The sequence below is a fragment of the Mogibacterium kristiansenii genome (assembly GCF_029224645.1).
Taxonomy (GTDB): Bacteria; Bacillota; Clostridia; order Peptostreptococcales; family Anaerovoracaceae; genus Mogibacterium_A; species Mogibacterium_A kristiansenii.
This window is the reverse complement of sequence record NZ_JAQXUZ010000025.1, coordinates 35,281-60,052: the sequence shown is the minus strand read 5'-3', so window position 1 is coordinate 60,052 and position 24,772 is coordinate 35,281. Positions and strand designations below refer to the sequence as shown.

The 24,772-nt window shown below is 53.3% G+C and carries 18 protein-coding genes; 14 read left to right on the top strand and 4 right to left on the bottom strand.

Going from position 1 to position 24,772, the window contains the following annotated elements; translation table 11 throughout:
• Window positions 1-387: 387 nt before the first annotated feature.
• From PUE40_RS07860 to PUE40_RS07830, 7 genes are all read left to right on the top strand, one after another.
• Entirely contained in the window at window positions 388-1,680 is a 1,293-nt protein-coding gene (locus PUE40_RS07860) for an O-acetylhomoserine aminocarboxypropyltransferase/cysteine synthase family protein (RefSeq protein WP_277672428.1), read from the top strand.
• A gap of 111 nt (window positions 1,681-1,791) precedes the next feature.
• Complete coding sequence (gene cysK, locus PUE40_RS07855; RefSeq protein WP_277672427.1) at window positions 1,792-2,724, top strand: cysteine synthase A; 933 nt, start codon at window positions 1,792-1,794, stop codon at window positions 2,722-2,724.
• A 130-nt stretch (window positions 2,725-2,854) separates the two neighbouring features.
• Entirely contained in the window at window positions 2,855-3,283 is a 429-nt protein-coding gene (locus tag PUE40_RS07850) for an RrF2 family transcriptional regulator (RefSeq protein WP_277672426.1), read from the top strand.
• 35 nt (window positions 3,284-3,318) lie between these two features.
• A complete protein-coding gene (locus PUE40_RS07845) occupies window positions 3,319-4,992 on the top strand; it encodes a [Fe-Fe] hydrogenase large subunit C-terminal domain-containing protein (protein WP_154553797.1) in 1,674 nt (557 codons plus the stop codon).
• Window positions 4,985-6,154: a SpoIIE family protein phosphatase gene (locus PUE40_RS07840; RefSeq protein ID WP_277672425.1), complete on the top strand. Its 1,170-nt coding sequence runs from the start codon at window positions 4,985-4,987 to the stop codon at window positions 6,152-6,154. Before PUE40_RS07845 ends, PUE40_RS07840 begins: the two co-directional genes overlap by 8 nt.
• A 19-nt stretch (window positions 6,155-6,173) precedes the next feature.
• Window positions 6,174-7,517: a replication-associated recombination protein A gene (locus tag PUE40_RS07835; protein ID WP_330681562.1), complete on the top strand. Its 1,344-nt coding sequence runs from the start codon at window positions 6,174-6,176 to the stop codon at window positions 7,515-7,517.
• Window positions 7,514-8,203, top strand: coding sequence for a PrsW family intramembrane metalloprotease (locus PUE40_RS07830; RefSeq protein WP_206157286.1), 690 nt, complete (start codon window positions 7,514-7,516; stop codon window positions 8,201-8,203). The genes PUE40_RS07835 and PUE40_RS07830 overlap by 4 nt, the downstream gene beginning before the upstream one ends.
• A gap of 447 nt (window positions 8,204-8,650) precedes the next feature.
• On the opposite strand, the gene mgtE is transcribed toward PUE40_RS07830, so the two are convergent.
• Entirely contained in the window at window positions 8,651-10,048 is a 1,398-nt protein-coding gene (mgtE, locus tag PUE40_RS07825) for a magnesium transporter (protein ID WP_330681561.1), read from the bottom strand.
• A 438-nt stretch (window positions 10,049-10,486) separates the two neighbouring features.
• Between mgtE and asnS the strand changes: the two genes are divergently transcribed.
• Entirely contained in the window at window positions 10,487-11,887 is a 1,401-nt protein-coding gene (gene asnS, locus PUE40_RS07820; protein WP_439786285.1) for an asparagine--tRNA ligase, read from the top strand.
• Window positions 11,888-12,009: 122 nt separating this feature from the next.
• Complete coding sequence (locus tag PUE40_RS07815; RefSeq protein WP_277672424.1) at window positions 12,010-13,959, top strand: elongation factor G; 1,950 nt, start codon at window positions 12,010-12,012, stop codon at window positions 13,957-13,959.
• A gap of 94 nt (window positions 13,960-14,053) precedes the next feature.
• On the opposite strand, the gene PUE40_RS07810 is transcribed toward PUE40_RS07815, so the two are convergent.
• Genes PUE40_RS07810 through PUE40_RS07800 form a run of 3 tightly spaced genes read right to left on the bottom strand, consistent with a single transcriptional unit; the run spans window position 14,054 to window position 17,502 of the window.
• Entirely contained in the window at window positions 14,054-15,367 is a 1,314-nt protein-coding gene (locus PUE40_RS07810) for a nitrogenase component 1 (protein WP_277672423.1), read from the bottom strand.
• Entirely contained in the window at window positions 15,360-16,739 is a 1,380-nt protein-coding gene (locus PUE40_RS07805) for a nitrogenase component 1 (RefSeq protein WP_277672422.1), read from the bottom strand. The genes PUE40_RS07810 and PUE40_RS07805 overlap by 8 nt, the downstream gene beginning before the upstream one ends.
• Window positions 16,720-17,502, bottom strand: coding sequence for a nitrogenase iron protein NifH (locus tag PUE40_RS07800; RefSeq protein ID WP_154553790.1), 783 nt, complete (start codon window positions 17,500-17,502; stop codon window positions 16,720-16,722). The genes PUE40_RS07805 and PUE40_RS07800 overlap by 20 nt, the downstream gene beginning before the upstream one ends.
• A 221-nt stretch (window positions 17,503-17,723) precedes the next feature.
• Between PUE40_RS07800 and PUE40_RS07795 the strand changes: the two genes are divergently transcribed.
• The 5 genes from PUE40_RS07795 (at window position 17,724) to PUE40_RS07775 (ending at window position 24,761) form a co-directional block, all read left to right on the top strand.
• A complete protein-coding gene (locus PUE40_RS07795; protein ID WP_277672421.1) occupies window positions 17,724-18,380 on the top strand; it encodes a SanA/YdcF family protein in 657 nt (218 codons plus the stop codon).
• Window positions 18,381-18,670: 290 nt separating this feature from the next.
• Window positions 18,671-20,266 carry a CTP synthase gene (locus tag PUE40_RS07790; protein ID WP_154553789.1) on the top strand — a complete coding sequence of 532 codons (1,596 nt, stop codon included), beginning with the start codon at window positions 18,671-18,673 and terminating at the stop codon, window positions 20,264-20,266.
• Window positions 20,267-20,395: 129 nt separating this feature from the next.
• Entirely contained in the window at window positions 20,396-21,025 is a 630-nt protein-coding gene (locus tag PUE40_RS07785; protein WP_277672420.1) for a UPF0158 family protein, read from the top strand.
• 135 nt (window positions 21,026-21,160) lie between these two features.
• Window positions 21,161-22,948 (top strand): AMP-dependent synthetase/ligase, encoded by a 1,788-nt coding sequence (locus PUE40_RS07780; protein WP_277672419.1) that lies wholly within the window; start codon window positions 21,161-21,163, stop codon window positions 22,946-22,948.
• Window positions 22,899-24,761 (top strand): AMP-dependent synthetase/ligase, encoded by a 1,863-nt coding sequence (locus tag PUE40_RS07775; RefSeq protein ID WP_277672418.1) that lies wholly within the window; start codon window positions 22,899-22,901, stop codon window positions 24,759-24,761. Before PUE40_RS07780 ends, PUE40_RS07775 begins: the two co-directional genes overlap by 50 nt.
• Window positions 24,762-24,772: the final 11 nt, after the last annotated feature.

Below are 24,772 nucleotides of genomic sequence, written 5' to 3'. Positions count from 1 at the left end.
GAAAAAGCCGGCCCGTGCACAAGAAAAGTTCGCGCCTGCCTCCCCGCAAAGCCAATGAATTCGGTTTTTGAGCGCGAACCGATGGGCCGGGAAAAAGGAAAAGCCGGCCCGTGCACAAGAAAAGTTCGCGCCTGCCTCCCCGCAAAGCCAATGAATTCGGTTTTTGAGCGCGAACCGAGGGGTCGGTGAAAAGGAAAAGCGGCCCGGCCTCAAGATATAAGAACAATCTATAACCCACTATTTATTATTGAAAATTGACGGGAGACCCGGATGGAGTTATTATAATGCTACCAACCAACCTAGTAAGTAGGCAAAAGAAAAACGCCGGACGGGCAGCGCCCGAGCAAACAAAAGACTGGACGATAGTAGAAACAAGGAGAAAAAACAATGGATAACAATAATAATTACAAATTCGAGACACTGCAGCTTCACGTAGGACAAGAACAGCCGGATCCGGCCAGCGATGCGAGAGCCGTTCCAATCTACGCCACCACATCTTACGTATTCCATAACAGTCAGCATGCGGCAGACCGCTTCGGTCTGGCGGATCCGGGAAACATTTACGGCAGGCTGACCAACTCCACCCAGGGCGTTTTCGAAGATCGAATCGCCGCACTGGAGGGAGGCGTTGCAGGACTGGCAGTCGCCTCCGGCGCCGCTGCAATCACTTACACCATCCAGGCTCTGGCACAGAAGGGCGAACACATCGTTGCTCAGAAGACCATTTACGGCGGCAGCGTTAACCTGCTGGAGCACACCCTTCCGCTGTACGGCATCGAATCCACACTGGTGGACGTACACAAGCTGGACGAAGTAGAAGCGGCAATTAAAGAGAATACGAAAGCACTTTACATTGAAACCCTGGGAAATCCTAACAGTGATATTCCGGATATCGAAGCATTGGCGGAAATTGCCCACAAGCACGGGCTGCCGCTGGTCATCGATAATACATTCGGCACACCGTATCTGATTCGTCCGATCGAACACGGCGCAGATATCGTGGTTCATTCCGCTACCAAATTCATTGGCGGTCACGGAACCACCCTGGGTGGCGTCATCGTGGACGGCGGAACCTTTGACTGGGCCGCTTCCGGACGCTATCCATGGATTTCGGAACCGAATCCAAGTTATCACGGCGTTAAATTCACGGAGGCAGCAGGTGCGGCAGCATTTGCCACATATATCAGAGCGATTCTCCTCCGGGATACCGGGGCTACCATTTCTCCATTCGCGGCATTCCTCCTTTTGCAAGGCACCGAGACACTGTCCCTCCGAATCGAGAGACACGTGGAGAACACGAAGAAGGTCATCGAATATCTGTTGAACAACCCGAAGGTAGAGAAGGTCAACCACCCATCGCTGCCGGATCATCCGGACCATGCGCTGTATGAGAGATACTTCCCGAACGGCGGAGCTTCCATTTTCACATTCCAGATTAAAGGCGGAAGAAAAGAGGCATTTGAATTCATCGACAACTTGGAAATATTCTCCCTGCTGGCCAATGTGGCAGATGTGAAATCTCTGGTCATCCATCCTGCAACTACCACTCATTCTCAGATGACACCGGAGGAGCTGGAAGACGCCGGCATTCACGAAAATACCATTCGTCTGTCCATCGGAACAGAGCATATCGACGACATCATCGCGGACCTGGAAAAGGGTTTTGCCGCAGTGAAATAGGGGTGTTTCGTATAGGGGTATACGAAAGATTAGGGAGCGGGGAAGGTTGATTCGATCGACCTTCCCGATTATAATAATTTTAAGATGAATCATGAGAGAAAGGATCGAATCATGGCAAAAGTATATACATCGGCCGATCAGCTGGTCGGCGGTACGCCGCTTCTGGAACTCACGAATCTGGAGAAGGAATTGGGGCTGAAGGCGCGTATTCTGGCAAAATTAGAATATCTCAATCCGGCAGGATCCGTAAAGGACCGGGTGGCAAAAAGAATGATTGAGGATGCGGAGGCTCGCGGGGACCTGAAAGAAGGTTCTGTCATCATCGAGCCGACTTCCGGAAATACAGGTATCGGCCTGGCAGCCATTGCGGCGGCAAAAGGATATCGAATCATCATCGTGATGCCGGAGACCATGTCTGTGGAACGGCGCCAGCTGATGAAGGCGTACGGTGCAGAGCTGGTACTTACCGATGGCAGCAAGGGTATGACCGGAGCCATCGAGAAGGCCAATGAACTGGCGAAGGAAACACCGGGCGGATACGTTCCGGGACAGTTTGTGAACCCGTCCAATCCGGCGGCACACAGAGAGACCACCGGTCCGGAAATTTACCGGGATACCGATGGAGAAGTGGATTACTTTATTGCCGGAGTGGGCACCGGCGGCACTGTCACCGGCGTGGGTGAATACCTGAAGAGCCAAAAGCCGGAGGTAAAGGTCATCGCGGTGGAGCCGGCATCGTCTCCGGTTCTGACTACCGGAAAGGGCGGTCCGCACAAGATTCAGGGAATCGGTGCCGGTTTCGTACCGGACGTGCTGAACACAAAGGTGTACGATGAGGTCATTCCGGTATCTAACGAGGATGCCTTTGAATACGGCCGCAAAGTGGGAAGACATGAAGGCGTGCTGGTGGGAATTTCCTCCGGTGCGGCAGTAGCTGCGGCAGTGGAAGTGGCAAAGAGAACGGAGAGCGAAGGAAAAACCATCGTGGTACTGCTGCCGGATACGGGAGATCGGTACCTGTCCACACCGCTGTTTTCGGAATAAGGAAAGCCGAGGCGAAATTATTTTTACGGAAAGATGAAGAGGGTCGCTGTTCTGCAAGAAGGTTGCGGGACAGCGCCCTTTGTGGTATATTCCAGTTGAAACGGATTAGCATTGAGTAGGAGGGTGTAAAATGTTGGTCTCAACGAGAGGGCGTTATGCCTTGCGGGTGGTTATCGATTTGGCGGAGAATGCCAACGGGGGGTATATTCCCATGAAGGATGTGGCAAATCGCCAGCGTATCTCTCTGAAGTACATCACGAAAATCATGCCACTGCTGACGAAGGGCGGCTTGGTGGAAGGGGTTCACGGAAAGGGCGGCGGATATCGGCTGCTGAAGGAGCCTCATGACTGTACGTTGGGGGAGATTTTGCGGCTGACGGAGGGAACTCTGGCGCCGGTCAATTGCGTGGAGCTCTGTTCGGAGCCTTGCGACCGGGTGGAAGATTGCCGTACTCTTCCCATGTGGCGGAAGCTGAACGAGCTGATTGAGAATTATCTGGACAGCGTGACCGTTGCGGATTTGATGCAGCGGAATCTGGCGGATAATTACATTATATAATTTACTAATACGATGTTTTGTGGAAAGGAGCAGTCATGGCACATTGCCTTACTCTTAAGAAATCCAATTGCAAGAATTGCTATAAATGCATTCGAAACTGCCCGGTGAAGGCCATCCGGTTTTCCGGCGATCAGGCCCACATCATCGCCGACGAATGCATCCTCTGCGGCCGGTGTTTTGTAGTCTGTCCGCAGAACGCCAAGGAGATTGTCAGCGAAGTGGAGAAGGTCAAGGTGATGATTCAGAGCGGAGAGCCGGTAATCGCCAGCATGGCCCCTTCTTTCATTGCCAATTACGACGGCGTGGGCATCGACGCGATGCGGGAAGGTCTGCAGAAGCTGGGTTTTGCAGATGTGGAAGAGACGGCGATTGGAGCGACCATGGTAAAAACAGATTACGAACGCCTGGTGCACGAGAAGCAGAAACCGGTGATCATCAGTTCTTCCTGCGCGTCCGTTAACCTTCTGATTCAGAAGCACTATCCGGAGATGATTAAATATCTGGCGGATACCCTTTCGCCGATGCAGGCCCACTGCCGCGACATCAAGCGCCGGAATCCGGAGGCCAAGACCGTGTTTATCGGCCCTTGCGTGGCGAAGAAGGACGAGGCACAGCGGTATCCGGGAATCGTGGACGCGGCCCTGACCTTTGAGGAGCTGACAGAATGGCTGGAGAAGGAAAACGTCCGGCTGGAGAAGAAGGTGGACAGCAATCCGGAAAGCCTGGCTCGCATCTTCCCGACGGTGGCGGGCATCCTTCGAACCATGAAGGACCGGGATCCGGAGTACGAATACGTGGCTGTGGACGGAATCGAGAATTGCATCGCTGCTCTGGAAGATGTGGCGGCCGGACGTGTGAACAACTGCTTTATGGAAATGTCCGCCTGCAAGGGAAGCTGCGTGAACGGACCGGTGATGGAGAAATACCATCCATGGTTCATCACCGACTATCTATCGGTGACCCGGTATGCGGGAGATAAGGACTTCCCGGTGGAGCAACCGGAGATTAGCGAGCTTTCCAGACGATACGATATTCTGGAGGGCATGAAGGATATGCCGACGGAGCGGAAGATTCAGGAAATTCTCAGCAAAATGGGAAAGAAGAAGCCGTCCGACGAACTGAACTGCGGTACCTGTGGGTACGATACTTGTCGGGAGAAAGCCATCGCTATCTATCAGGGCAAGGCGGAAATCGAGATGTGCCTGCCGTACCTGAAGGAAAAGGCGGAAAACTTCTCCAACATCATCTTTGACAACACGCCGAACGGACTGCTGGTGCTGAACGAGCGCTTGGAGATTCAGCAGATTAACCCGGCGGCCTGCCGAATCATGAACATCCGCAGACCGTCCGATGTGCTGGGATCCCAGATTGTAACACTGCTGGATCCGAAGCCGTTCCTGGATGCCCTGGAGAGCCGGAAGAGCGTATTCCAGTGCGCATACCTGGCGGAGTACGACCGGTACGTGGAGGAGCAGGTGCTGTATGACCAGAGTTACCGGATGCTGTTCTGTATGCTGGAGGACGTGAGCGATGAAGCGGCAGAGCGGGAAAAGAAAGCGGAAATGCGGCGCCAGACCACCGAAGTTGCGGACAAGGTGGTGGAGAAGCAGATGCGTATCGTTCAGGATATTGCATCCCTGCTGGGAGAGACGGCAGCGGAGACGAAGATTGCGTTGACGAACCTGAAGGAGTCCATGAAAGATGAATGATTTAAGCGTTGACATCGGATACAAGAGCATCAACCATTACGGAGAGTATCTGTGCGGGGACCATGTGGATGTGGTGCAGCAGGAGAACAACGATTCCAAAGTGGTGGTGCTGGCGGACGGACTGAAGAGCGGTGTGAAAGCCAGCATTCTGTCCACCCTCACCGCAAAGATCATTTCCACCATGATGGCTCATGGCTTGTCCCTGGAGGAGTGCGTGAATACCATCGCCGCCACCCTTCCCATCAGCTCGGAGTACGGGGTGGCCTATTCCACCTTCACCATCATGCACATTATCGAGAATGAGACCATGAGCCTGATTCAATACGATAACCCGCTGGTTATCATGATTCGGGACTGCAAGGTGGTGGATTATCCGAAGATTGAGAGCATCATCGACGGAAAGAAAATTTATCAGTCGAAAATCCCGTTGCGGGAAAATGATATTTTTATCGCCATGAGCGACGGCTGCCCGGGGGCCAACGACACGCTGAGCTACAACAAGAACTGGACGGAAAAGGAAATTGGGAATTTTATGGAAACCATCTCCCCTATCGGCTATACCGCCAAAACCCTGGCGTCCATCCTGATTGAGGAGTGCAACAAGCTGTATGACGGCAAGCCCATCGACGACACCACGGCCTGCATCGTGCGGGTGATCAAGCGGTCTCAGGTGAATCTAATCTTCGGACCGCCGGCGAACCGGGACGACTGCGATCGGATGATGTCCCTGTTCTTTTCCAAAGAGGGCAAACACATCGTCTGCGGCGGAACCACCGCATCCATTGCGGCGGAATATCTGGGCAAGAGCATTCGCACCAGCTCGAAGTACAACGTGAAAGGGGCACCGCCGATGTCGGAAATCGACGGGGTGGACCTGGTGACGGAAGGCGTGGTGACGATTGACAAGGTGCTGAAATACGCCAAGGACTACGTCTCTCGGGACGAGTCCTACACTGAATGGAGCGTGCAGCACGATGCCTCGGCGCTGATCAGCCGAATCCTTTTTGAAGAGGCCACGGATATCAACTTCTTCGTGGGTCGCGCGGTGAATCCGGCCCATCAGGACGTGAGCATTAATTTTAACGTGAAGATGTCCCTTGTGGAGGAGCTGTCCCAGTGCCTTCGGAAAATGGGAAAGAGCGTAAAGGTAAGTTACTTCTAAAGACGAAAGGAATTAGAGATTGAATCAGGTTTCGATGTTTGACAATGTGGACACGACGGCGAACGAGCCGCTGGCGGAACGACTGCGTCCTCGGACGCTGGAGGAGTTCGCGGGTCAGAAGCATCTGATTGGAAAGGGCAAGGTGCTCTCCAATCTGATTGCCAACGACCGGGTGACCTCCATGATTTTCTGGGGGCCGCCGGGGGTGGGAAAGACCACTCTGGCAAAAATAATCGCCAACACCACCCAGTCCCGGTTCATCACCTTCAGTGCGGTGACCAGCGGAATTAAGGAAATCCGCCAGGTGATGCAGGAGGCGGAGCAGAGCCGGAGATTCGGCGAGCGGACCATTGTTTTTATCGACGAGATTCATCGCTTTAACAAGGCGCAGCAGGATGCTTTCCTGCCCTTTGTGGAAAAGGGCAGCATCATTCTTATCGGCGCCACCACAGAGAATCCGTCCTTTGAGGTGAACGGGGCGCTGCTGTCCCGCTGCAAGGTATTCGTGCTGAAGGCCCTGCAAAAGGAAGAGGTGGTGGATCTGCTGAAACGGGCCATCCGGGATCCCCGAGGCTACGGGGACAAGGATATCGTCATCACCGATGAAATGCTGGGGGCCATTGCCGTGTTCTCCGGAGGCGATGCCCGGTCGGCGCTGACCACCTTGGAAATGCTGATTCTCAACGGAGACTACTATACGGAGGCAGATGGAGGCCAGCGCATTACGGTGACCCGGGACACCTTCGAGCAGTGCACCTCCAAGAAAATGCTTTTGTACGATAAGGATGGGGAGGAGCACTACAATCTGATTTCCGCCCTGCACAAATCCATGCGGAATTCCGATGCGGATGCGGCGGTGTACTGGCTGGCGCGTATGCTGGAAGCGGGGGAGGATCCCCTCTACGTGGCGCGGCGGGTGACCCGTTTCGCCGCAGAGGATGTGGGTCTGGCGGACCCGCGGGCCATGGAGATTGCCATCGCGGCCTACCAGGCCTGCCACTTCATCGGCATGCCGGAATGCTCGGTACACCTGACGGAGGCAATCATCTACCTGTCCCTGGCACCGAAGTCCAACGCCATGGAGACGGCCTATTTCGCCGCCCGGGACGATGCTCGGCAGCACCTGCAGGAACCGGTTCCGCTGCACATCCGAAACGCACCCACTAAGCTCATGAAGGAGCTGGATTACGGAAAGGGCTACAAGTACGCCCACGATTTCGAGGAAAAAGTCACCGCCATGCAGTGCCTACCGGATTCTCTGAAGGATCGGCAGTACTACAACCCAACGGAGCAGGGGAACGAAGGACGGTTCAAGGCTCGCTATGAGCAGCTGAAAGAATGGAAGGAGAACCACCGGAAATGACAATTTTACTGCTGGCAGCGTTGCTGCCGCCGCTGTTTCTGATGATTAAAATCTACAAGCTGGACAAGGTGGAAAAGGAGCCGGGCGGCCTAATCGTAAAGCTCTTGATCTTCGGCGTGCTGACCACCGTTCCGGCGGCCTTTCTGGAAGGCTTTCTGATTAGTCTGGTGGGAGGCGTCATCTCCCCGAAAACCACCCTGTTCATCCTGGTGGAGAATTTCTTCTGCGTGGGATTGGTGGAAGAAGGGGTGAAGTATTTCGCCCTAAAGAAGGGTTCCTGGAACCACCCGGCCTTCAACTACACCTTCGACGGCATCGTCTACGCGGTAGCGGTATCCATCGGATTTGCCGCCGCGGAGAACGTGCTCTACGTGATGGAGTACGGAATGGCCACAGCGGGAGTCCGTGCGGTCACCTCCATCCCGGGCCACTGCATCTTTGCCATCTACATGGGTATTTCCTTCAGCCTGGCAAAATACTGCGAAGTGCACGGGAATCTGCCCCTGCGGAAAAAACATCTTCGCAACGCCATTCGGATTCCGATGCTGCTGCACGGATTTTACGATTTCTGCGCGTCCATGAAGGAGCCGATTTGGACCATCATTTTCCTGGTGTTCATCGTGGCGCTGGATGTGGCTGCCTACAAGAAGGTGAACGAGATGGAACGGCAAGACCGGCCACTTTAATATTATGAATCTAAAAGAAGGGCGAAAGGAGCGCTGTTGCAGCGCGCCGTTCGCCCTTCTTTTCTTGGTCTTCCATTTCTCAGAGATTAGAGATAACCCGAAACAGAAAGCTTAATATGCCTAGAATTTCGACATGAGTTCACGCTAATCCTTCATATTTTGCAAATTAGCGTGAACGATTTTCTGTTTTTTTCGTTTTACCCGGATGATGCTCTGCGTAGAGATGTAAGCCTTGAAAAGCGTTCACGCTTTTTGAAGGTAATTGGCTTTTTAGCGTGAACAAAAATTAGAATCTTGAAAATCTGGCAAAAACCGTTCACGCTAAATCTCGTTTTTCGGACAAAAAGCGTGAACTCGCCTCGAAATTCTAGGCATATGGGATTTTAAGTGTGTGATAACGACAATAGGAATAGAATGCCGCTGCTTCCCTGCCGACATACGCACATACTATATAATTTGAAAAATTTCAATCAGCAGCAGCCATGCCAGGCCGTAGTAGGTGACCACGGCCACCAAATCGTTCACCGTGGTAATCAGCGGGCCGGACGCCACTGCCGGGTCGATGTTGATTTTATGGAAGAGGAGAGGCACCAGCGTACCCACCAGGCTGGAGATGATGATGGCCACCAGGAGGGAGACGCCCACGCAGCCGGAAATCAGGAGGGCGGTGCCCATGGCATATCCCTTGAAGAGGGCGATGTAGATGCCCAGAACCAGGAAGGTCATGACGCCCAGCAGGGAGCCGTTGCAGAAGCCCACCTTCATTTCTTTGACCACCAGCCGGAGTTTGTCCGCGCCGCTAAGGTTCTCGTCCATCAGCACCCGGATGGTCACTGCCAGGGATTGGGTGCCCACGTTTCCGGCCATGTCCAGAATCAGGGACTGGAAGCAGATGACCACCGGGAGGATGGCCACCACACCTTCGAAGGCCCCTACCACCGAGGAAACCACCATGCCCAGGAACAGCAGGATGATCAGCCATGGAAGACGCTTTTTGATGCTCTCTTTGGTAGATTCGCTTAGATCTTCTTCTGCGGACAAGCCGGCCAGCTTTGCGTAGTCCTCACTCATCTCATCGTCCACCGCTTCCACAACGTCCTGGGCGGTGATGATGCCGATGATCCTTTTATCCTTGTTCAGAACCGGCAGGGAGTCCTCCGCGTAATCCTTAATCGCTTCGATGCTGTCCGAGATTTTGTCGTGGTCCGTCAGGTACGGATAGGCGGTGCTGATGATGGAGTTCAGGGCCACGTTTTCCCGAGCGATGATCAGATCCTTCAGATCGATGGCGCCGCAGAAACACTTTCTGTCGTCCACCACGTACAGGGTGGAGATGTTGTCCTTTTCCCCCGCCTGTTTCACCAGCTCGTGCATGGCCTGACGAATGGTCAGGCTGCGGCGGATGCAGATGTAATTGGTGGTAATCAGGCTGCCGATTTCATCTTCATCATAGGAGTTAATGAGCCGGATGTTCCGGCGGGTTTCCGGCTTCAGCATGGGAAAAAGCTTCACCTGAACGCTCTCGTCGATGTCTTCCCACAGATCCGCCGCATCATCAGCATCCATTTCGTTGATCACATCCGCCAGCTTATCGATGACAATCTCTCCGATGTAGTCCGCCGGATTGTCCATGTAGGAGATGATGTCCGCCAGGGATTGGGCGTCCAGTCCGGTGTACAGGAGGTTCCGCTCCGCCCGGCTCAGGTGCTCGAAGCTCTGCGCGATATCGTGGTCGTGGTAATCCCGCAGCTGTTCCTGCATCGCCTCCACCGACGGGGACTGCCGGATGATTGCCGGAATCTTCTCGGTGCTGATCGGTTCTTTCAAAATTTCTTTTCTCATCATTGTAAGCCTCCTTCTTTTCGCCCAAAAAAGGGCATAAAAAAACCACCGTAACATCGACCGTTACACAATCAGAAGTTGTGAATTCGCTCATAACGATGGATTCCGGCTTGCAATATATTTCAAAAAATGGCGCATTTACAGACACTTGAAACCGATTCCAAGTCTCAATCCATCATTATATGTTTTTCGACTTCGACTGTCACAACCGTCCATATATTTCGCCTCCTTTGCTTGATTTTATTGACTTTGAAAGTATAGCATTCCGAGAAATGATGTTCAAGTAAAATTTGTCATCGGTTTCGATAAAAATATTGTAAATTATGGTATGTACAGCCCCCCTTTTTATATAGCTAAAAAATATGCTCTATGTTATAATCATAACTGGAAGCTTAAATTTATGTAAGCAGACACAATACGATTTATAATTAGGAGGGGAATATACCCATGAAGGATATTGAAATCAGGGAATTATTCAGAAACAAGGAGAAGTACGGCGATCAGGAAGTGGTAGTCCACGGATGGGTTCGAGGCAACAGAAGTTCGAATCAGTTTGGATTCCTGTCCATCAATGACGGAACGTTCTTCACTCCGCTGCAGGTGGTATACGAAGCGGACAATCTGGCTAATTTTACCGAAATTTCCAAGGTGCATCTGGCAGCCGGCGTAACGGTACGAGGAACTCTGGCGCTGACTCCGGAAGCAAAACAGCCGTTTGAAATCAAAGCGAAAGAAATCGTGGTGGAAGCGGATTCTCAGTCGGATTACCCGCTGCAGAAGAAGCGTCATACCATGGAATTCATGCGTGAAATCGCGCACCTGAGACCGAGAAGCAACACCTTCTCCGCCGTATACAGAGTGCGCAGCATCGTTGCGTATGCAATTCATAAATTCTTCCAGGAACAGAATTTCGTCTACGTTCACGCGCCAATCATCACCGGAAGTGATGCAGAGGGTGCCGGCGAAATGTTCCAGGTAACCACATTGGATCCGGACAATCTGCCGAGAACAGAGGACGGAAAGATTGACTACTCCCAGGACTTCTTCGGAAAAGAAACCAATCTGACCGTATCCGGACAGCTGGAAGCGGAAGCCTTTGCACTGGCATTCCGCAACGTATATACTTTTGGCCCGACATTCCGTGCGGAGAACTCCAACACTGCGAGACATGCATCGGAATTCTGGATGATCGAACCGGAGATTGCTTTTGCGGATCTTCAGGACGACATGGACCTTGCCGAGGCAATGGTTAAATACATCATCACCTATACGCTGGAGCACGCACCGGAGGAGATGAACTTCTTCAATCAGTTCATCGATAAGGGCCTCTTGGAGCGCTTGGATCACATCGTGAACTCCAGCTTTGAACGGGTAACTTACACGGAAGCGGTTGAAATCCTGCAGAAGTCCGGTAAGGAATTCCAGTATCCGGTAGAATGGGGACTGGAGCTTCAGACGGAACACGAGCGTTATCTGACAGAGGAAGTGTACAAGAAACCGATTTTCGTAACGGATTATCCGAAGGACTGCAAGGCGTTCTACATGCGCCTCAACGATGATGGAAAGACCGTTGCAGCGTGCGATATGCTGGTGCCGGGCGTGGGCGAAATCATCGGCGGAAGCCAGAGAGAGGAACGTCTGGACGTGCTGGAAGCGCGGATGAAAGAGCTGGGAATCAGCGAAAACGGCTATGAGTGGTATCTGGATCTTCGTCGTTACGGCGGCGTGAAACATGCCGGATACGGCCTGGGCTTTGAGAGAATGATCATGTACCTGACGGGTATGAGCAATATCCGTGACGTGCTGCCATTCCCAAGAACTCCAAAGAGTGCGGAGTTCTAAAAACACTGCCTGCGGCTTCGTATTTAAATATACCTGTATTGATGAATGCCGGCAGGCAATCAATGTGAACCGACTTGCCCTTGGGCAAAAAACATATCGGTTGTAAATTACAGGAGGATACTATGAAAGGTTATTCAAGTGACAAAATCAGAAACGTTGTACTGCTGGGACATGGAGGATGTGGTAAAACGACCTTTCTGGAGGCGGCATTACTCGCGACAAAAGTAATCAACCGCCTGGGCAAAGTGGAAGACGGAAATACCGTGTCCGACTACGACAAGATGGAAATCGAGAAAAAATATTCCATCAATACGACGATGGTACCGGTAGAGTACAATGGTTACAAGTACAACTTCCTGGATACTCCGGGATTCTTCGACTTCGTTGGCGAAGTAGATTCGGCAATGAGTACGGTCAGTGCGGCCATTATTATGGTGGACGCATCCGAAGGAATTCAGGTGGGTACCGAGAAGGCATGGGAACTTTGCAGTGAAACGGATACACCTAAATTCATGGTCCTCACAAAAATAGATAAAGACAGTGTTGACTGCGACAAGCTAGTAGAGCAGCTCCGTGAGAAGTTCGGTAACTCCGTGGTTACCGACGATGACGAGGATGCGCTGAGAGAAGCGGTTGCAGGTACCGACGAAGCGCTGATGGAGAAGTTCTTCAACGACGAACCGTTCACCGATGAAGAATTCACCAACGGCCTGATGGATGGTATCGCCAACGGTGATATCGTTCCGATTATCAAGGCATCCAGCTTCACCGGCGAAGGAATCGACGAGGTACTGCGTTCCATCGCCAGATACGTGCCGACTCCGTCCAAGCACGCGCCATATATTGGAAAGAACAGCAAGAACGAAGACGTGGAAGTCATCACCGACGTCAGCGCCGACCCGGTAATCTATGTCTACAAGACAATCGCAGATCCTTTTATGGGAAAAATTTCCTACGCAAAGGTTCTCTCCGGAACGGTTAAGTTGGGACAGGAGCTGTACAACCCGAGATCACAGAAATCCGAAAAGCTGGGTTCCATGTTCTTCGTAAGAGGCAAGCAGCAGGAGAACGCAACGGAAGTTCCGGCGGGCGATATGGTGGCTCTGGCAAAACTGCAGCACACCAAAACCGGCGATACGCTGTGCCTCAAGGCAAAAGCGGTAACCATGCCGGGAATCAACTTCCCGAAGCCGAACTACTTCGTTGCCGTTGAGCCGGCAGAGAAGAAGGACGAGGAGAAGATGGCGCAGGGTCTGCACAAGCTGATGGAAGAAGATCCATCCTTCGTACTGGAAAGAAATGTGGAGACACACCAGTCCCTTCTGGGCGGCCAGGGAGATATCCAGATCGGTATCATCCGTGCAAAGCTGAAGGAAAGATACGGCGTATCCGTAAAGGTAATCCCGCAGAAGATCGCATACAGAGAGACCATCAAGGGTTCCTCCGATGTACAGGGTAAGCACAAGAAGCAGTCCGGCGGTGCCGGTCAGTATGGTGACGTATGGATTCGGTTCTCCCCATCTCAGCAGAACTTCGAATTCTCCGAAGAGTTGTTCGGCGGTTCCATTCCGAAGAACTACGTTCCGGCAGTTGAAAAGGGATTGCTGGAATGCATGGACAAGGGTCCTCTGGCAGGATGCAAGGTTCAGAACGTAAAGGCTGTTCTTTACGACGGTTCTTATCACGACGTGGACTCCAACGAAGTGTCCTTCAAGATTGCCGCTTCCCTGGCATTCAAGAAAGGTATCGTAGCGGCAAATCCTTGCCTGCTGGAGCCAATCATGAAGCTGGAAATCACCGTTCCGGAAAAGTACACCGGCGATGTGATGGGCGACATGAACAAGAGAAGAGGCCGCATCCTGGGCATGGAGCCGACGGACAACGGCAAAACCAAGCTGCTGGCAGAAGCACCGCAGTCCGAGCTCTTCGATTACGCAATCGTTCTGAGAGCAATGACTCAGGCAAGAGGAACCTTCACCGTGGAATTCTCCAAGTATGAAGAGCTTCCGGCTCACCTGGCAGAAAAGGTCATCGAAGCCCACAAGGCCGAGGTGGAAAAGGAACACAAATAGGATAATTGAGACAAATAGGATCATTGAGAAGAGAGGCGCACTGCACGTACCGTGCAATGCGCCTTTTGCTTTTTGGCATCAAAAAGCGGAGCTGCTACAGCAGCTCCGCGACATCATAATTCTTTCCGATGAAAACCGGGATTCGATCTCGGAAAATCCTTCCCGAATAGGCCTCGTGAGGGAAATCCACGAAGGTGTTTTGTTTGGAATCGTGGGGGATGGTTCGGTATAACGGGTCCCCGATGATATATCGGGATTTTCGAATCAGTTCCGCCAGCACATCCTCCGGGAAACCGTGGTCCACATCCGGCCAGACGGCGAAGGCCCGGAGTCCGTGGCGGCAATCCGGCGTCAATTGGTTGATTGCGGCGGCCAGAGACTGGGCGAACACCTCTTCCCCGATAATCAGAATCTGACCGTCCGGGACGTCCCAGCGTTCGTGCGCCGGATTGCCTTTCCAGAGGCAGATTCCTTCGGAATCTCCTTTTTTCTTTGCCAGCAGCATTCGGAGGGAGCCGGAGGTTCCATCCAAGGCTCCATGCGAATCTTCTTCCAAAGAAGCCCGCTTCTTCTCATACGCTTTTTTTGCCAGTTTCGGAAGGTGGGCGGCGCCGTAGGCGCCGATGGGTGTGCCTTCCACGTAAGGAATTCCGGCGGTCTGTTCCATGTAGCGGGCGAGGCGCCGGCCGCAGGAGGAAACCACCACGTTCACCGAAGCGCGGAAGATGTGCCGAAGGGAATCAAAGGATTCTCCCATGGCGGCGCAGCAGTTCACCGGGATGCCGGCATCTTCGAAGACTTTGCGCATGGCGTCCACATTTCCGTTAATGGAAAAATCCAGCGGCGTTACGCCCAGCAGGTTCACCGAGAAGGATTCCGGGCCGGCAGCGCCCTCTAAAGTATTCGCGGAGCAATCCGGGCCTCCCGAAGAGCTGACGCGATACGGGCTTTCCAACGAATCGGCGAAGCGTTTCACCCATTCCGTCAGGGCGGCGCCCACACCGGCCACGTAAGAACGGTTTCCTGTAGTGGTTACCGGGAGCATGGGAACGCCGGTGCGTTTTTCCAGCAGGTGAGCCACGCCCTTGCAGTCAAAGGCGATGATGTGGGGAATGGAGCCGCTGCACAGGGTGACGAAGCGGGGCTTCAGATCTCGAACGGCGTGAGTCACGTCGTCAATCAATACGTTGTCGTCCCCCAGGACCGCCGTCATTTCATCCAGCCCCGAGACGAACATCAGGCTGTCGGTGTCAAACCACCGCGGCTCGTCGTGGGTGGAGTAGGTGGAGTTGCATCCCGAAGGATCGTGGATGACGGTCATTCCACCCAGCTCGTAGAGTGCCGAGCAGACACCGGAAACGTCCGCCGTATATGTACTGGTAAAAACATGTGTCTGATAATCACTCACCGCATTCACACTCCCATCCTTTTACTTGAACCAGGTCCCGCATCGGCTTCGGGTTCCGGAAGGCGTCGGAAATCAGATCCATCAGCCGGCGGAGGCCCCGGTAGCCATACATTCCCGCGTTTTCCACCTCGTTGACGAAGTAATCCGAGTCCATAAAATAAGCGCTTTTCTGCCCGATGCACAGGATTTTGCCCGCGTGGCCCCGCTGCATTTGCCGGATATTCCAGCCGTAAGTTTCGTAGATACGAAGGGTCGGCTTGGTGTTCCGAAGCTTCTGGAATACATCCTCCGACTCGGTAAAGTTGTCCACCATCACGGATTCCACGTTGAAACCGTGATCCAGCAGGAACTGCGCCAGCTCCAGCGGGCAGTCCACCGCCGTGTAATCGATGGAAACCGGCGTGTCTTCCAACAGGGATTGGGTTTCCCGGATGCACGCTTCCGTCCGCGCCCTCTCCGAATCCAGGAAGGATTGTTTCGGTTCCGGAATGCCCAGTATGGACGCCGCTTTTCGCAGGTCCTCGTCGTATTCATCGTAGGCGTAGCCCGGGCGCATCCGGTACCACGGCTGCTTTTGGCGAATTTCCAAATCCTTGGCGGCGGCGATGCCGCTCTTGTGGAACAGGAAATTGCAGGTGGATTCCGCCATGGTCAGGTATTCATCGTAATCCTTGCAATTGCAGGCCTCCAAGACCTTAATGCCGTTGGCTTCCAGCAGGGAGACCAGGTCGCAGTATGCTCCTTTGTGAGGGAAGCAGTTGCCCAGAAGGGTGACCTGCTTCGGATTTTTCGCTTCGGTATAGCGGAGCACTCGATGCATCTGCCGCCACAGGGACGGAACCACCGGATTGGTGCGGCGCATAATCGGGTCCATGTAACAGTCCACGAAATCGATTTCCGGAAATTCTTTTGCCAGAATATTGTATACCCGCTGGTAGTTGACCGCCATAAAATGATGGATGCAGCTGGTGAAAATCATCATCATGCGGGGTTTTTCCGGCAGCTCCCGGATGACCCGTTCCACCCCGTGCTGCAGCATTTCTTCCATGTCCCCTTCCAGGATGTTCTCTTCGCCTACGGTGATGGTGGACATTTTGTCCATGCGGCCCAGCTCCGCGGTGGTGAGCACTACGCCCCGGAGGCAGCTGGTAGGACAGACGAAAATCTGGTGCCCTTGAGGTACCAGGGTGGCGATGTGGACGATGTTCCACACGCCCCGAACCGGGGAGGCGTAGGCCAGCCCGATGTCGGCGGAATATTCGTAATCCATATCCCGAATCTCACGAAATGCTCCTTCCATGCGGGTGCTGTGGAGGGCGGAATTTCTTTTTGTGAGATTATCCTTCTGAATATCACTGAGCTTCTGAATCATGGGTGTTCTCCTTGTCATAATCCGCCAGCATTTTGCGCGCCAGATCCCGAACGGCATTGACGTAATCCGAATCCGGTGCGGTCTCGAACACCGGCAGGCCTTGAACCTCCGCATCGGAAATGGCATTTTCCCGAGGCAGATCGGCGGCGATGTCCGTGTGAATGTCCGCCGCCAGGGTTTCCACTTTGGCACGCTCGTCCGGCACATCTCGGCGGTTCAGAATCAGGCCGCCCAAGGAAGCGTAGCCCCGCTCCCGGAAGTTCTCCACCGCCATGGCGATATTGGCTGCCGCGTAGATGGCCATGTTCTCGCCGGAGGTGACGATGTAGACCCGGTGGGCATAGCCCTCCCGGATGGGCATGGCGAAGCCGCCGCACACCACATCCCCCAGCACATCGTAGAGCACCACGTCCGGTTGGATGATGTCGAAGGCATCTCGGGCTTCCAGCGCCTCGAAGGCGGCGGCGATGCCTCGCCCGGCACAGCCCAGGCCCGGTGTGGGACCGCCGGCTTCCGCACAGACGATGTCCTTATATCCTACATGTACCAGATCCGCCAGATCCGCCGAATCTCGCTTCTGCCGGAGCACGTCCAGCATGGTGTCGATGCGCTGACCGCCGTGAAGGTACAAGGTGGAGTCCGCTTTCGGGTCACAGCCTACCTGCAGCACGCGCAGCCCCATTTCAGCAAAGGCACAGGACAGGGCAGTGGTAACCGTGGACTTTCCGATGCCTCCTTTTCCGTATATTGCAAAACGATACATTGTTTTCTCCTTCCGATTCCGGTACAAGATAGTTTTTTCAATCTGTAAAATCATCCTAATCATAGCACAAACGGACTTCCGATACCATGGGGGTCAAACATGAAGAAGTGTTGGGGCAAACATCTTTTATTCTTCACATTGATGTGATATTATGTCAATCTGTGATTAAAGAAAGGGCAAAGATGATTATACAGAAAAAAAGCAAGAGGAAAATAGCTTTGATGGTAATAAAGATTCTGGTGATTTTGGGCATTCTGGGACTTCTAATCGTCCTGGGAATGGACCGGCAGGTGAAAAAGGAAGGCGGCAAGCACCTCACCACTTTGGAGGAGAGCCGATACACGAAGGCCAAGCCGGCAGACTGTGCGCTGGTGCTGGGTGCTTCGGTGTACGTGGACCGGAAGCCGTCGCCGATGCTGAAGGACCGGCTGGACCGGGGGATTGAGCTGTACAAGGCCGGAATCGTGAAGAAACTTCTGTTCAGCGGCGACAACGGTCAGGTGGAATACAATGAAGTGGAAGCCATGAAGGAATACGCCTTGAAGGCGGGAGTGAAGAAAAAGGACATATTCCTGGATCACGCGGGCTTCTCCACCTACGAATCCGTTTACCGGGCGAAGAGCGTTTTTGCGGTGAAAAGCATGATTGTAGTGACGCAGCAGTACCACGAGTATCGGGCGCTGTACACCGGCGAGAAGTTGGGCCTGGAGGTAGAAGGCATTCCGGCAGAGGATGTGACCTACCGCGGGCAGACCATGAGAGATCTGCGAGAGGTGCTGGCTCGGGCAAAGGATATGGGCAAGTGCATGTACGAACCGGAACCCACCTTCCTGGGAGACGTGATTCCCATCAGCGGAGACGGACGGAAAACCTGGTAGTGCCGGAATATTTTGCAATACGATAGGGGGCTTCGGGGAAGCCCCTTTTGTTTTACTGAAAAAACAAAATGACGGGGCGAAAAACAATTGCGAGGGCGGCCGAATTTTGGTATAATAACTGCGTATTATTTTTAAATATATTTGCGCGAATATAAGGAATTTTCGAGAAGGTGGCGATGAAACGGGACCTGGGTTCTTCATCACTCTCCGGACGGAAAAACCTTATCTTTTTTATTTTTTGGAAGTTTTTTAGGCACCCGCGGGGCGCGGGGAAAGAAAGGGAGGGCATGATGAAAAAGTACATTTTTGTAACCGGAGGCGTTATTTCCGGACTTGGAAAGGGAATTACGGCGGCGGCGCTGGGGCGGCTGCTGAAGTCCCGGGGGTACAAGGTGGCCTCTCAGAAATTGGATCCGTACATCAATATCGATCCGGGAACCATGAGCCCGTATCAGCACGGCGAGGTGTTCGTCACGGAGGACGGCGCGGAGACGGACCTGGACCTGGGCCATTACGAGCGCTTTATCGATGAGAATTTGAATCGCTATTCCAATCTCACCACGGGAAAGGTGTACTGGAACATCCTGAACAAGGAGCGGAACGGGGAATATCTGGGCAGCACCGTGCAGGTGATTCCGCACGTGACGGATGAAATCAAATCCTTCATCTACACGGTGGGCCGCACCACGGATGCGGATGTGATTATCACGGAAATCGGTGGCACCGTGGGAGATATCGAGAGCCAGCCGTTCCTGGAGGCCATCCGTCAGGTGGCCATCGAAGTGGGACGGGAGAACAGCATGTTCATCCACGTTACCCCTCTTCTGCATGTAACGAGCAGCGGGGAGTACAAGACGAAGCCGACCCAGCATTCGGTAAAGGAACTGCGAGGCCTGGGCATTGCACCGGATGTGTTGGTGCTTCGTGCCGAGGGAGATATCGACGATGAAATCCGTGAGAAAATCGCCATGTTCTGCAACGTGAAGCCGGATTGCGTCATCTGCAACAAGGACGTGCCGGAGCTGTATTACGCACCGGTAATGCTGGAAGAATCCCGCTTCAGTGAAATCGTGTGCCGAGAACTTGGACTGGATCCGGGGGTATTGGATCTGCACGAATGGAACGAAATGCTGCAGCGGATTGAATCCCGCCGGGGTCATGTGACCATCGGACTGATCGGAAAATACACCAAGCTCCACGATGCTTACCTTTCCGTGGCAGAGGCGCTGCATCACGGAGGCTACGAAAACAGCGTGCACGTGGACATCCGCTGGATCGAATCGGAGGATTTGGAGGAACAGGATCCGGGAACCATTCTGGGGGATGTGGACGGCATTCTGGTGCCGGGCGGCTTCGGCGTCCGGGGCGTGGAAGGCAAAATGCAGGCGGCTCGGTATGCCCGGGAGCACGATGTGCCGTATCTGGGAATCTGCCTGGGCATGCAGACCGCGGTGATGGAATTTGCACGGGATGTGCTGGGCTATGAGGATGCGGACTCCGCCGAGTTCAACGAGGAGAGCACCCACAAGGTCATCGACTTCATGCCGGATCAGCGGGGCAACATCCCGAAGGGCGGCACCATGCGGCTGGGGGCATATCCTTGCGTCATTCGCAGCGGAAGCATTTTGGAACAGGCATACGGGAAAAAAGAAATTCAGGAACGCCACCGTCACCGGTACGAATTCAACAACGAGTATCGGGAGGCGATTCAGCTGGCGGGAATGGACGTTACAGGCACATCGCCGGACGGTCGTCTGGTGGAAGCGGTGGAAATTCCGGCCTTGAGGTTCTTCGTGGGCGTGCAGTATCATCCGGAATTCAAATCCCGCCCGAATGCCGCACATCCGCTGTTCCGGGAACTGGTTCGGGCAGCCATGCAGAAGTAGGGAAAATTCATTTTCATTTTCTCGTTTGATGCCATAGAAGTATTGAATAACCGGGGAATCTAGACTACAATAGAAGTCTAAAAAGAAAGCAATTTCGAAACCAATAATGGAAGCAAAGGAGTGGGAAGAATGGAAATTAGAATTGAAGAAATTATCAATGCAATCGCCACTTCGGCGAAGGATACAGAATACTACTACGACACCGAAACCGGAGATCTGGAAATGACCATCGACGGGGAGATTCTGGGAAACAGGGATATCGATTTGACCGATGATGAACGGTACATCCGCCTGCCGGATCGGTATGAACTGGATGAAAAGAAGATGGTGACGGATTTCGCCCGCCATGCGGACGATCCGGTGCTTCGGGCAAAGCTGCTCCAGGTGATTTCTCAGGATGACAGCCTGAACCTGTTCCGGGAGACGGTGCAGGATCTGAACGTCTCCGTTCACTGGGACCACTACCGGGAAGCGGCCTTCCGCAAAGTGGCGATGGAATGGTGCGACTACAACGATATCGATTACGTGGATGAGAATCGGGATCGGGTCATTGAAGGTGCGGTATACCGCCACTTCAAGGGAAAGAAGTACCGTGTTCTGGGCGTGGCAAAGCACAGCGAGACGCTGGAGGAGCTGGTGATTTACCAATCCATGGATGCGGACAAGGTGCTGTGGGCGCGCCCGAAGAAAATGTTCTGCAGTAAAGTGACCGTGGACGGCGAAGAGAAGGAGCGGTTCGAACTGGTTGAAAGGCCTTAAAACATTGACATTTCGGCGTTTTGGTGATAAAATACAATGCTACAACGAAGCCTTTGGCAGGGAATCTGCTACGGGCTTCGTCCTTTGACTGCTTAAAGATATTCACCGGCGAACCGAAGGGTAGAGGGACAACATATGAACAACAAGAAGTATGACGGCGTTTATTATGAAGGGCCGTATGTGGAGACACTGAAGGAAGTTATTGAGAACACGGTGGCGGAATATCCGGATCGCACGGCCTACATGTACAAGGACGTGCATAAGGATCCTTTCCAATCCATCACCTATAAGGAATTTGACGTGCAGCGCCGGGCGCTGGGAACCGCGCTTCTCGGCATGGGCCTCAAGGACAGCAAGATTGCGGTGACCGGAGAGAACTCCCATCGCTGGGCGCTCTCTTATTTTACCGTTGTGACGGGTGTGGGCGTCATCGTTCCGATTGACAAGAGCCTCCAGATTGGAGAAATTGAGAACTTGCTGCGCCGCGCCGATGTGGAGCTGCTGTTCGTCTCCCCGAAGATGGTGGATTCTCTGATTCCGTGCCTGGATGCGGTGGAGTCCCTTCGGTATCTGGTAATTACGGATTCTCCGGAAAAGGATTATTCCAAGTATCGAGAGGATTCCCGAATTCTGCTTCAGTCCGAATTGGTCAAAGTGGGTAAAAGAAAACTTCGGGAAGGTCACTGCGAGTACGAGGAGGCGGAAGTAAACGCGGACGATCTGTCCACGATTCTGTTTACCTCCGGCACCACCGGCCTGGCCAAGGGCGTAATGCTTTCCCATCGGAACCTGGCACAGAACGTGTACAACATGTCCAAGTTCTTCCGTATTCCGGATGGTGGTCGGGTGCTGTCGGTACTGCCGATTCACCATGCTTACGAAATGAGCTGCACCGTGATGACCAGTTTTTACCAAGGAGCCACGGTGGTAATCTGCGAAGGCCTGAAGCACATTCAGTCCAACTTCGCTGAGGCGGAGTGCAGCGTTATGCTGGGCGTTCCCCTGATTTTTGAGAACATGCACCGGAAGGTATGGAAGCAGGCAGAGAAGAGAGGTTCTCTTTCCAAACTGCAGAGAGGAATCGCCCTGTCCAAGAAGATGAAGTTCCAGAACCATCCGAGGGCGACCCGGAAGATGTTCCAGACCATTCACAAGCTGTTCGGCAAGAACCACTACATGTTCATTGCCGGCGGTGCGGCAATCGATCCTGCGGTGATCGATGATTTTGAAGCCATGGGATTCCCGATGTTCCAGGGATACGGAATGACGGAATGCTCCCCGATTATTGCCATGAACTCGGATCGGTATCGGAAATCCGAAGCGGCAGGCAAACCGCTGCCGGGTACCGAAGTTCGAATTGTGGATGAGAATGAGGAAGGCATCGGCGAGATTATCGCAAAGGGACCGTCGGTGATGCAGGGATATTACAAGGATCCGGAGAACACGGCGAAAACCTTGCGGGACGGATGGCTGTACACCGGCGATTACGGATACTTCGATGAAGACGGCTTCCTGTTCATTACCGGACGGAAGAAGAATGTCATCGTCACCAAGGGCGGAAAGAATATTTTCCCGGAAGAGGTAGAATACTACCTACAGCTGGATGAGCGGATTCAGGAAGTCATCGTCTACGGCAAGCATGACGATACAAAGGATGACCTGGTCTGCACGGCAATCATCTATCCGAACTACAGCGTTCTTCGGGAACAGGGCGTTCAGGAAGATGGAGAGATTTACCGCGTCCTTCGAAAAATCGTGGACGACGCCAACGACAAGATGCCGCCGTATAAGAGGGTAAAGCGGATTGAGGTTCGAGATGAAGAATTCATCAAGACCACCACCCTGAAGATAAAGAGATTTGAGGAACAGAACTATGAATACAAATTTGATGATCGGTCGATCCATTCCGGCAGAAGAGTATAAGGAAATCCGCCGGCAGGAGCGGGCGGAAATGGACCGGATTCAGGAACAGATTGACAACTGGTCCAACCCCCGCGTACAGTACCGAGGACACGATATTCCGGTGGACCTAAAGGATATGCTGGAGACCACGGTGGCACATTTTCCGGAGCGGGCCCTGTTCAAGCAGAAGTTCAACCGAAACGAGCCTTTCCGGGAAATCACATTCCGCCAAGTGCTGGACGATGTGTATGCGCTGGGAACCGCATTTCTGGATTTGGGACTGCGGGAGAAGAAAATCGGCGTCATCGGAAAGAACAGCTATCAGTGGTGTGAAACATATTTGGCGGTAACCGGCGGCGTGGGCGTCATCGTTCCGCTGGACAAGGAACTCCACGAAGAGGAACTGAAGCAGATTACCGTCAAGGGTGAACTCAGCGCCGTCATTACGGTGGAGAACAAATATTACGAGACATTCAAAGCCATCAAGGAAAGCGGAGAATCTCAGCTGGAATACGTAATCAACGTGGCCATGGAAGAGGATGAGTCGCCGAAGGACGGATACATCTCCTGGAATAAGCTTCGGGAGACGGGCCGGAAAGCGGTGCACAACGGCGATCGAAAATACATCGATGCCCCGGTAGTCAATACGGACCTGTCGGTCATTCTTTTTACATCCGGCACCACCGACGTATCCAAGGGCGTAATGCTGAACCAGAAGAACTTGGTGCTGGACACCTATCTGGCACAGACCCTTCTGGAAGTGCGCCAGGGAGAGGATACCTTCTTCTCCATCCTGCCACTGCACCACACCTATGAGTGTACGGCCACCTTCCTGGAGTGCGTGTACAACGGAACTACTATGGCGATTTGTCAGGGTCTGAAATATATCGTAAAGGATATGCAGGAAACCCGGCCGAACCTGCTGCTGGGCGTTCCGGTTATCTTCGAAAATCTGTACAACAAGATTACGAGAAACGTTCGGAAGAGCGGCAAGGAAAAACAGCTGAACACCCTGTTCCGAATCAACCGGGTGACGAAGAAAATCGGCCTGGATATTTCTAAGCGGGCCACCAAGCAGATTACGGAGCTCTTTGGCGGAGAGCTTCGCACGGTCATCTGCGGAGGTGCGGCGGTGGACGGGGACATCCTGGATTACTTCGGCGATCTGGGATTCCGGAGCGTGCAGGGATACGGCCTGACGGAGTGCTCTCCGGTTATCGCTTTGAATCCGGACAACGCCAAATTCATCAACAACAAGTCCGCCGGATACCTTTTCCCGCTGAGCGAGTGCAAGATTGTGGATAAGGATGAGGACGGATGCGGCGAGATCTGCTTGCGCGGTCCGACGGTGATGATGGGATATTACAAGGATCCGGAGCGGACGGCAGAGGCCATCGATTCCGACGGCTGGTACCACACCGGCGATCTGGGATACATCGATGAACAGGAGTACGTCTACATCACCGGTCGAAAGAAGAGCATTATCATCACCGGAAACGGTAAGAACGTGTACCCGGAGGAGCTGGAGTTCTACCTCCAGAAGAGCGAATACATCAGCGAGAGCATGGTGTGGGGCGATGAAACCAATGCAGACCCGACTCGCCGCGGTATATATGCTACCATCCGGGTGAACAAGGAGGCCATCGAGGATAAATTCGGTGCGGATTACTCCAAAGAGCAGGTGACGGAATTTATCAACCGAGAGGTGGATAAAGCCAATGAGAAGCTGCCGCTGTTCAAGAAAATCACCCACGTAATCATTCGGGAGCGAGAATTCAATAAGACCACGACGCACAAGATCCTGCGCCGAGATGAGGACAACAAATGGGCATAGGAGGCACGGGG

Coding starts and splice junctions, on each gene's coding strand:
- PUE40_RS07800 (WP_154553790.1), bottom strand. CDS start 17,502: ATGTATCGTTTTGCAATATACGGAAAAGGAGGCATCGGAAAGTCCACG.
- PUE40_RS07795 (WP_277672421.1), top strand. CDS start 17,724: ATGGTAATAAAGATTCTGGTGATTTTGGGCATTCTGGGACTTCTAATC.
- PUE40_RS07845 (WP_154553797.1), top strand. CDS start 3,319: ATGGCACATTGCCTTACTCTTAAGAAATCCAATTGCAAGAATTGCTAT.
- PUE40_RS07860 (WP_277672428.1), top strand. CDS start 388: ATGGATAACAATAATAATTACAAATTCGAGACACTGCAGCTTCACGTA.
- PUE40_RS07815 (WP_277672424.1), top strand. CDS start 12,010: ATGAAAGGTTATTCAAGTGACAAAATCAGAAACGTTGTACTGCTGGGA.
- cysK (WP_277672427.1), top strand. CDS start 1,792: ATGGCAAAAGTATATACATCGGCCGATCAGCTGGTCGGCGGTACGCCG.
- PUE40_RS07805 (WP_277672422.1), bottom strand. CDS start 16,739: ATGATTCAGAAGCTCAGTGATATTCAGAAGGATAATCTCACAAAAAGA.
- PUE40_RS07850 (WP_277672426.1), top strand. CDS start 2,855: ATGTTGGTCTCAACGAGAGGGCGTTATGCCTTGCGGGTGGTTATCGAT.
- PUE40_RS07840 (WP_277672425.1), top strand. CDS start 4,985: ATGAATGATTTAAGCGTTGACATCGGATACAAGAGCATCAACCATTAC.
- PUE40_RS07785 (WP_277672420.1), top strand. CDS start 20,396: ATGGAAATTAGAATTGAAGAAATTATCAATGCAATCGCCACTTCGGCG.
- PUE40_RS07775 (WP_277672418.1), top strand. CDS start 22,899: ATGAATACAAATTTGATGATCGGTCGATCCATTCCGGCAGAAGAGTAT.
- PUE40_RS07830 (WP_206157286.1), top strand. CDS start 7,514: ATGACAATTTTACTGCTGGCAGCGTTGCTGCCGCCGCTGTTTCTGATG.
- mgtE (WP_330681561.1), bottom strand. CDS start 10,048: ATGATGAGAAAAGAAATTTTGAAAGAACCGATCAGCACCGAGAAGATT.
- PUE40_RS07790 (WP_154553789.1), top strand. CDS start 18,671: ATGAAAAAGTACATTTTTGTAACCGGAGGCGTTATTTCCGGACTTGGA.
- PUE40_RS07780 (WP_277672419.1), top strand. CDS start 21,161: ATGAACAACAAGAAGTATGACGGCGTTTATTATGAAGGGCCGTATGTG.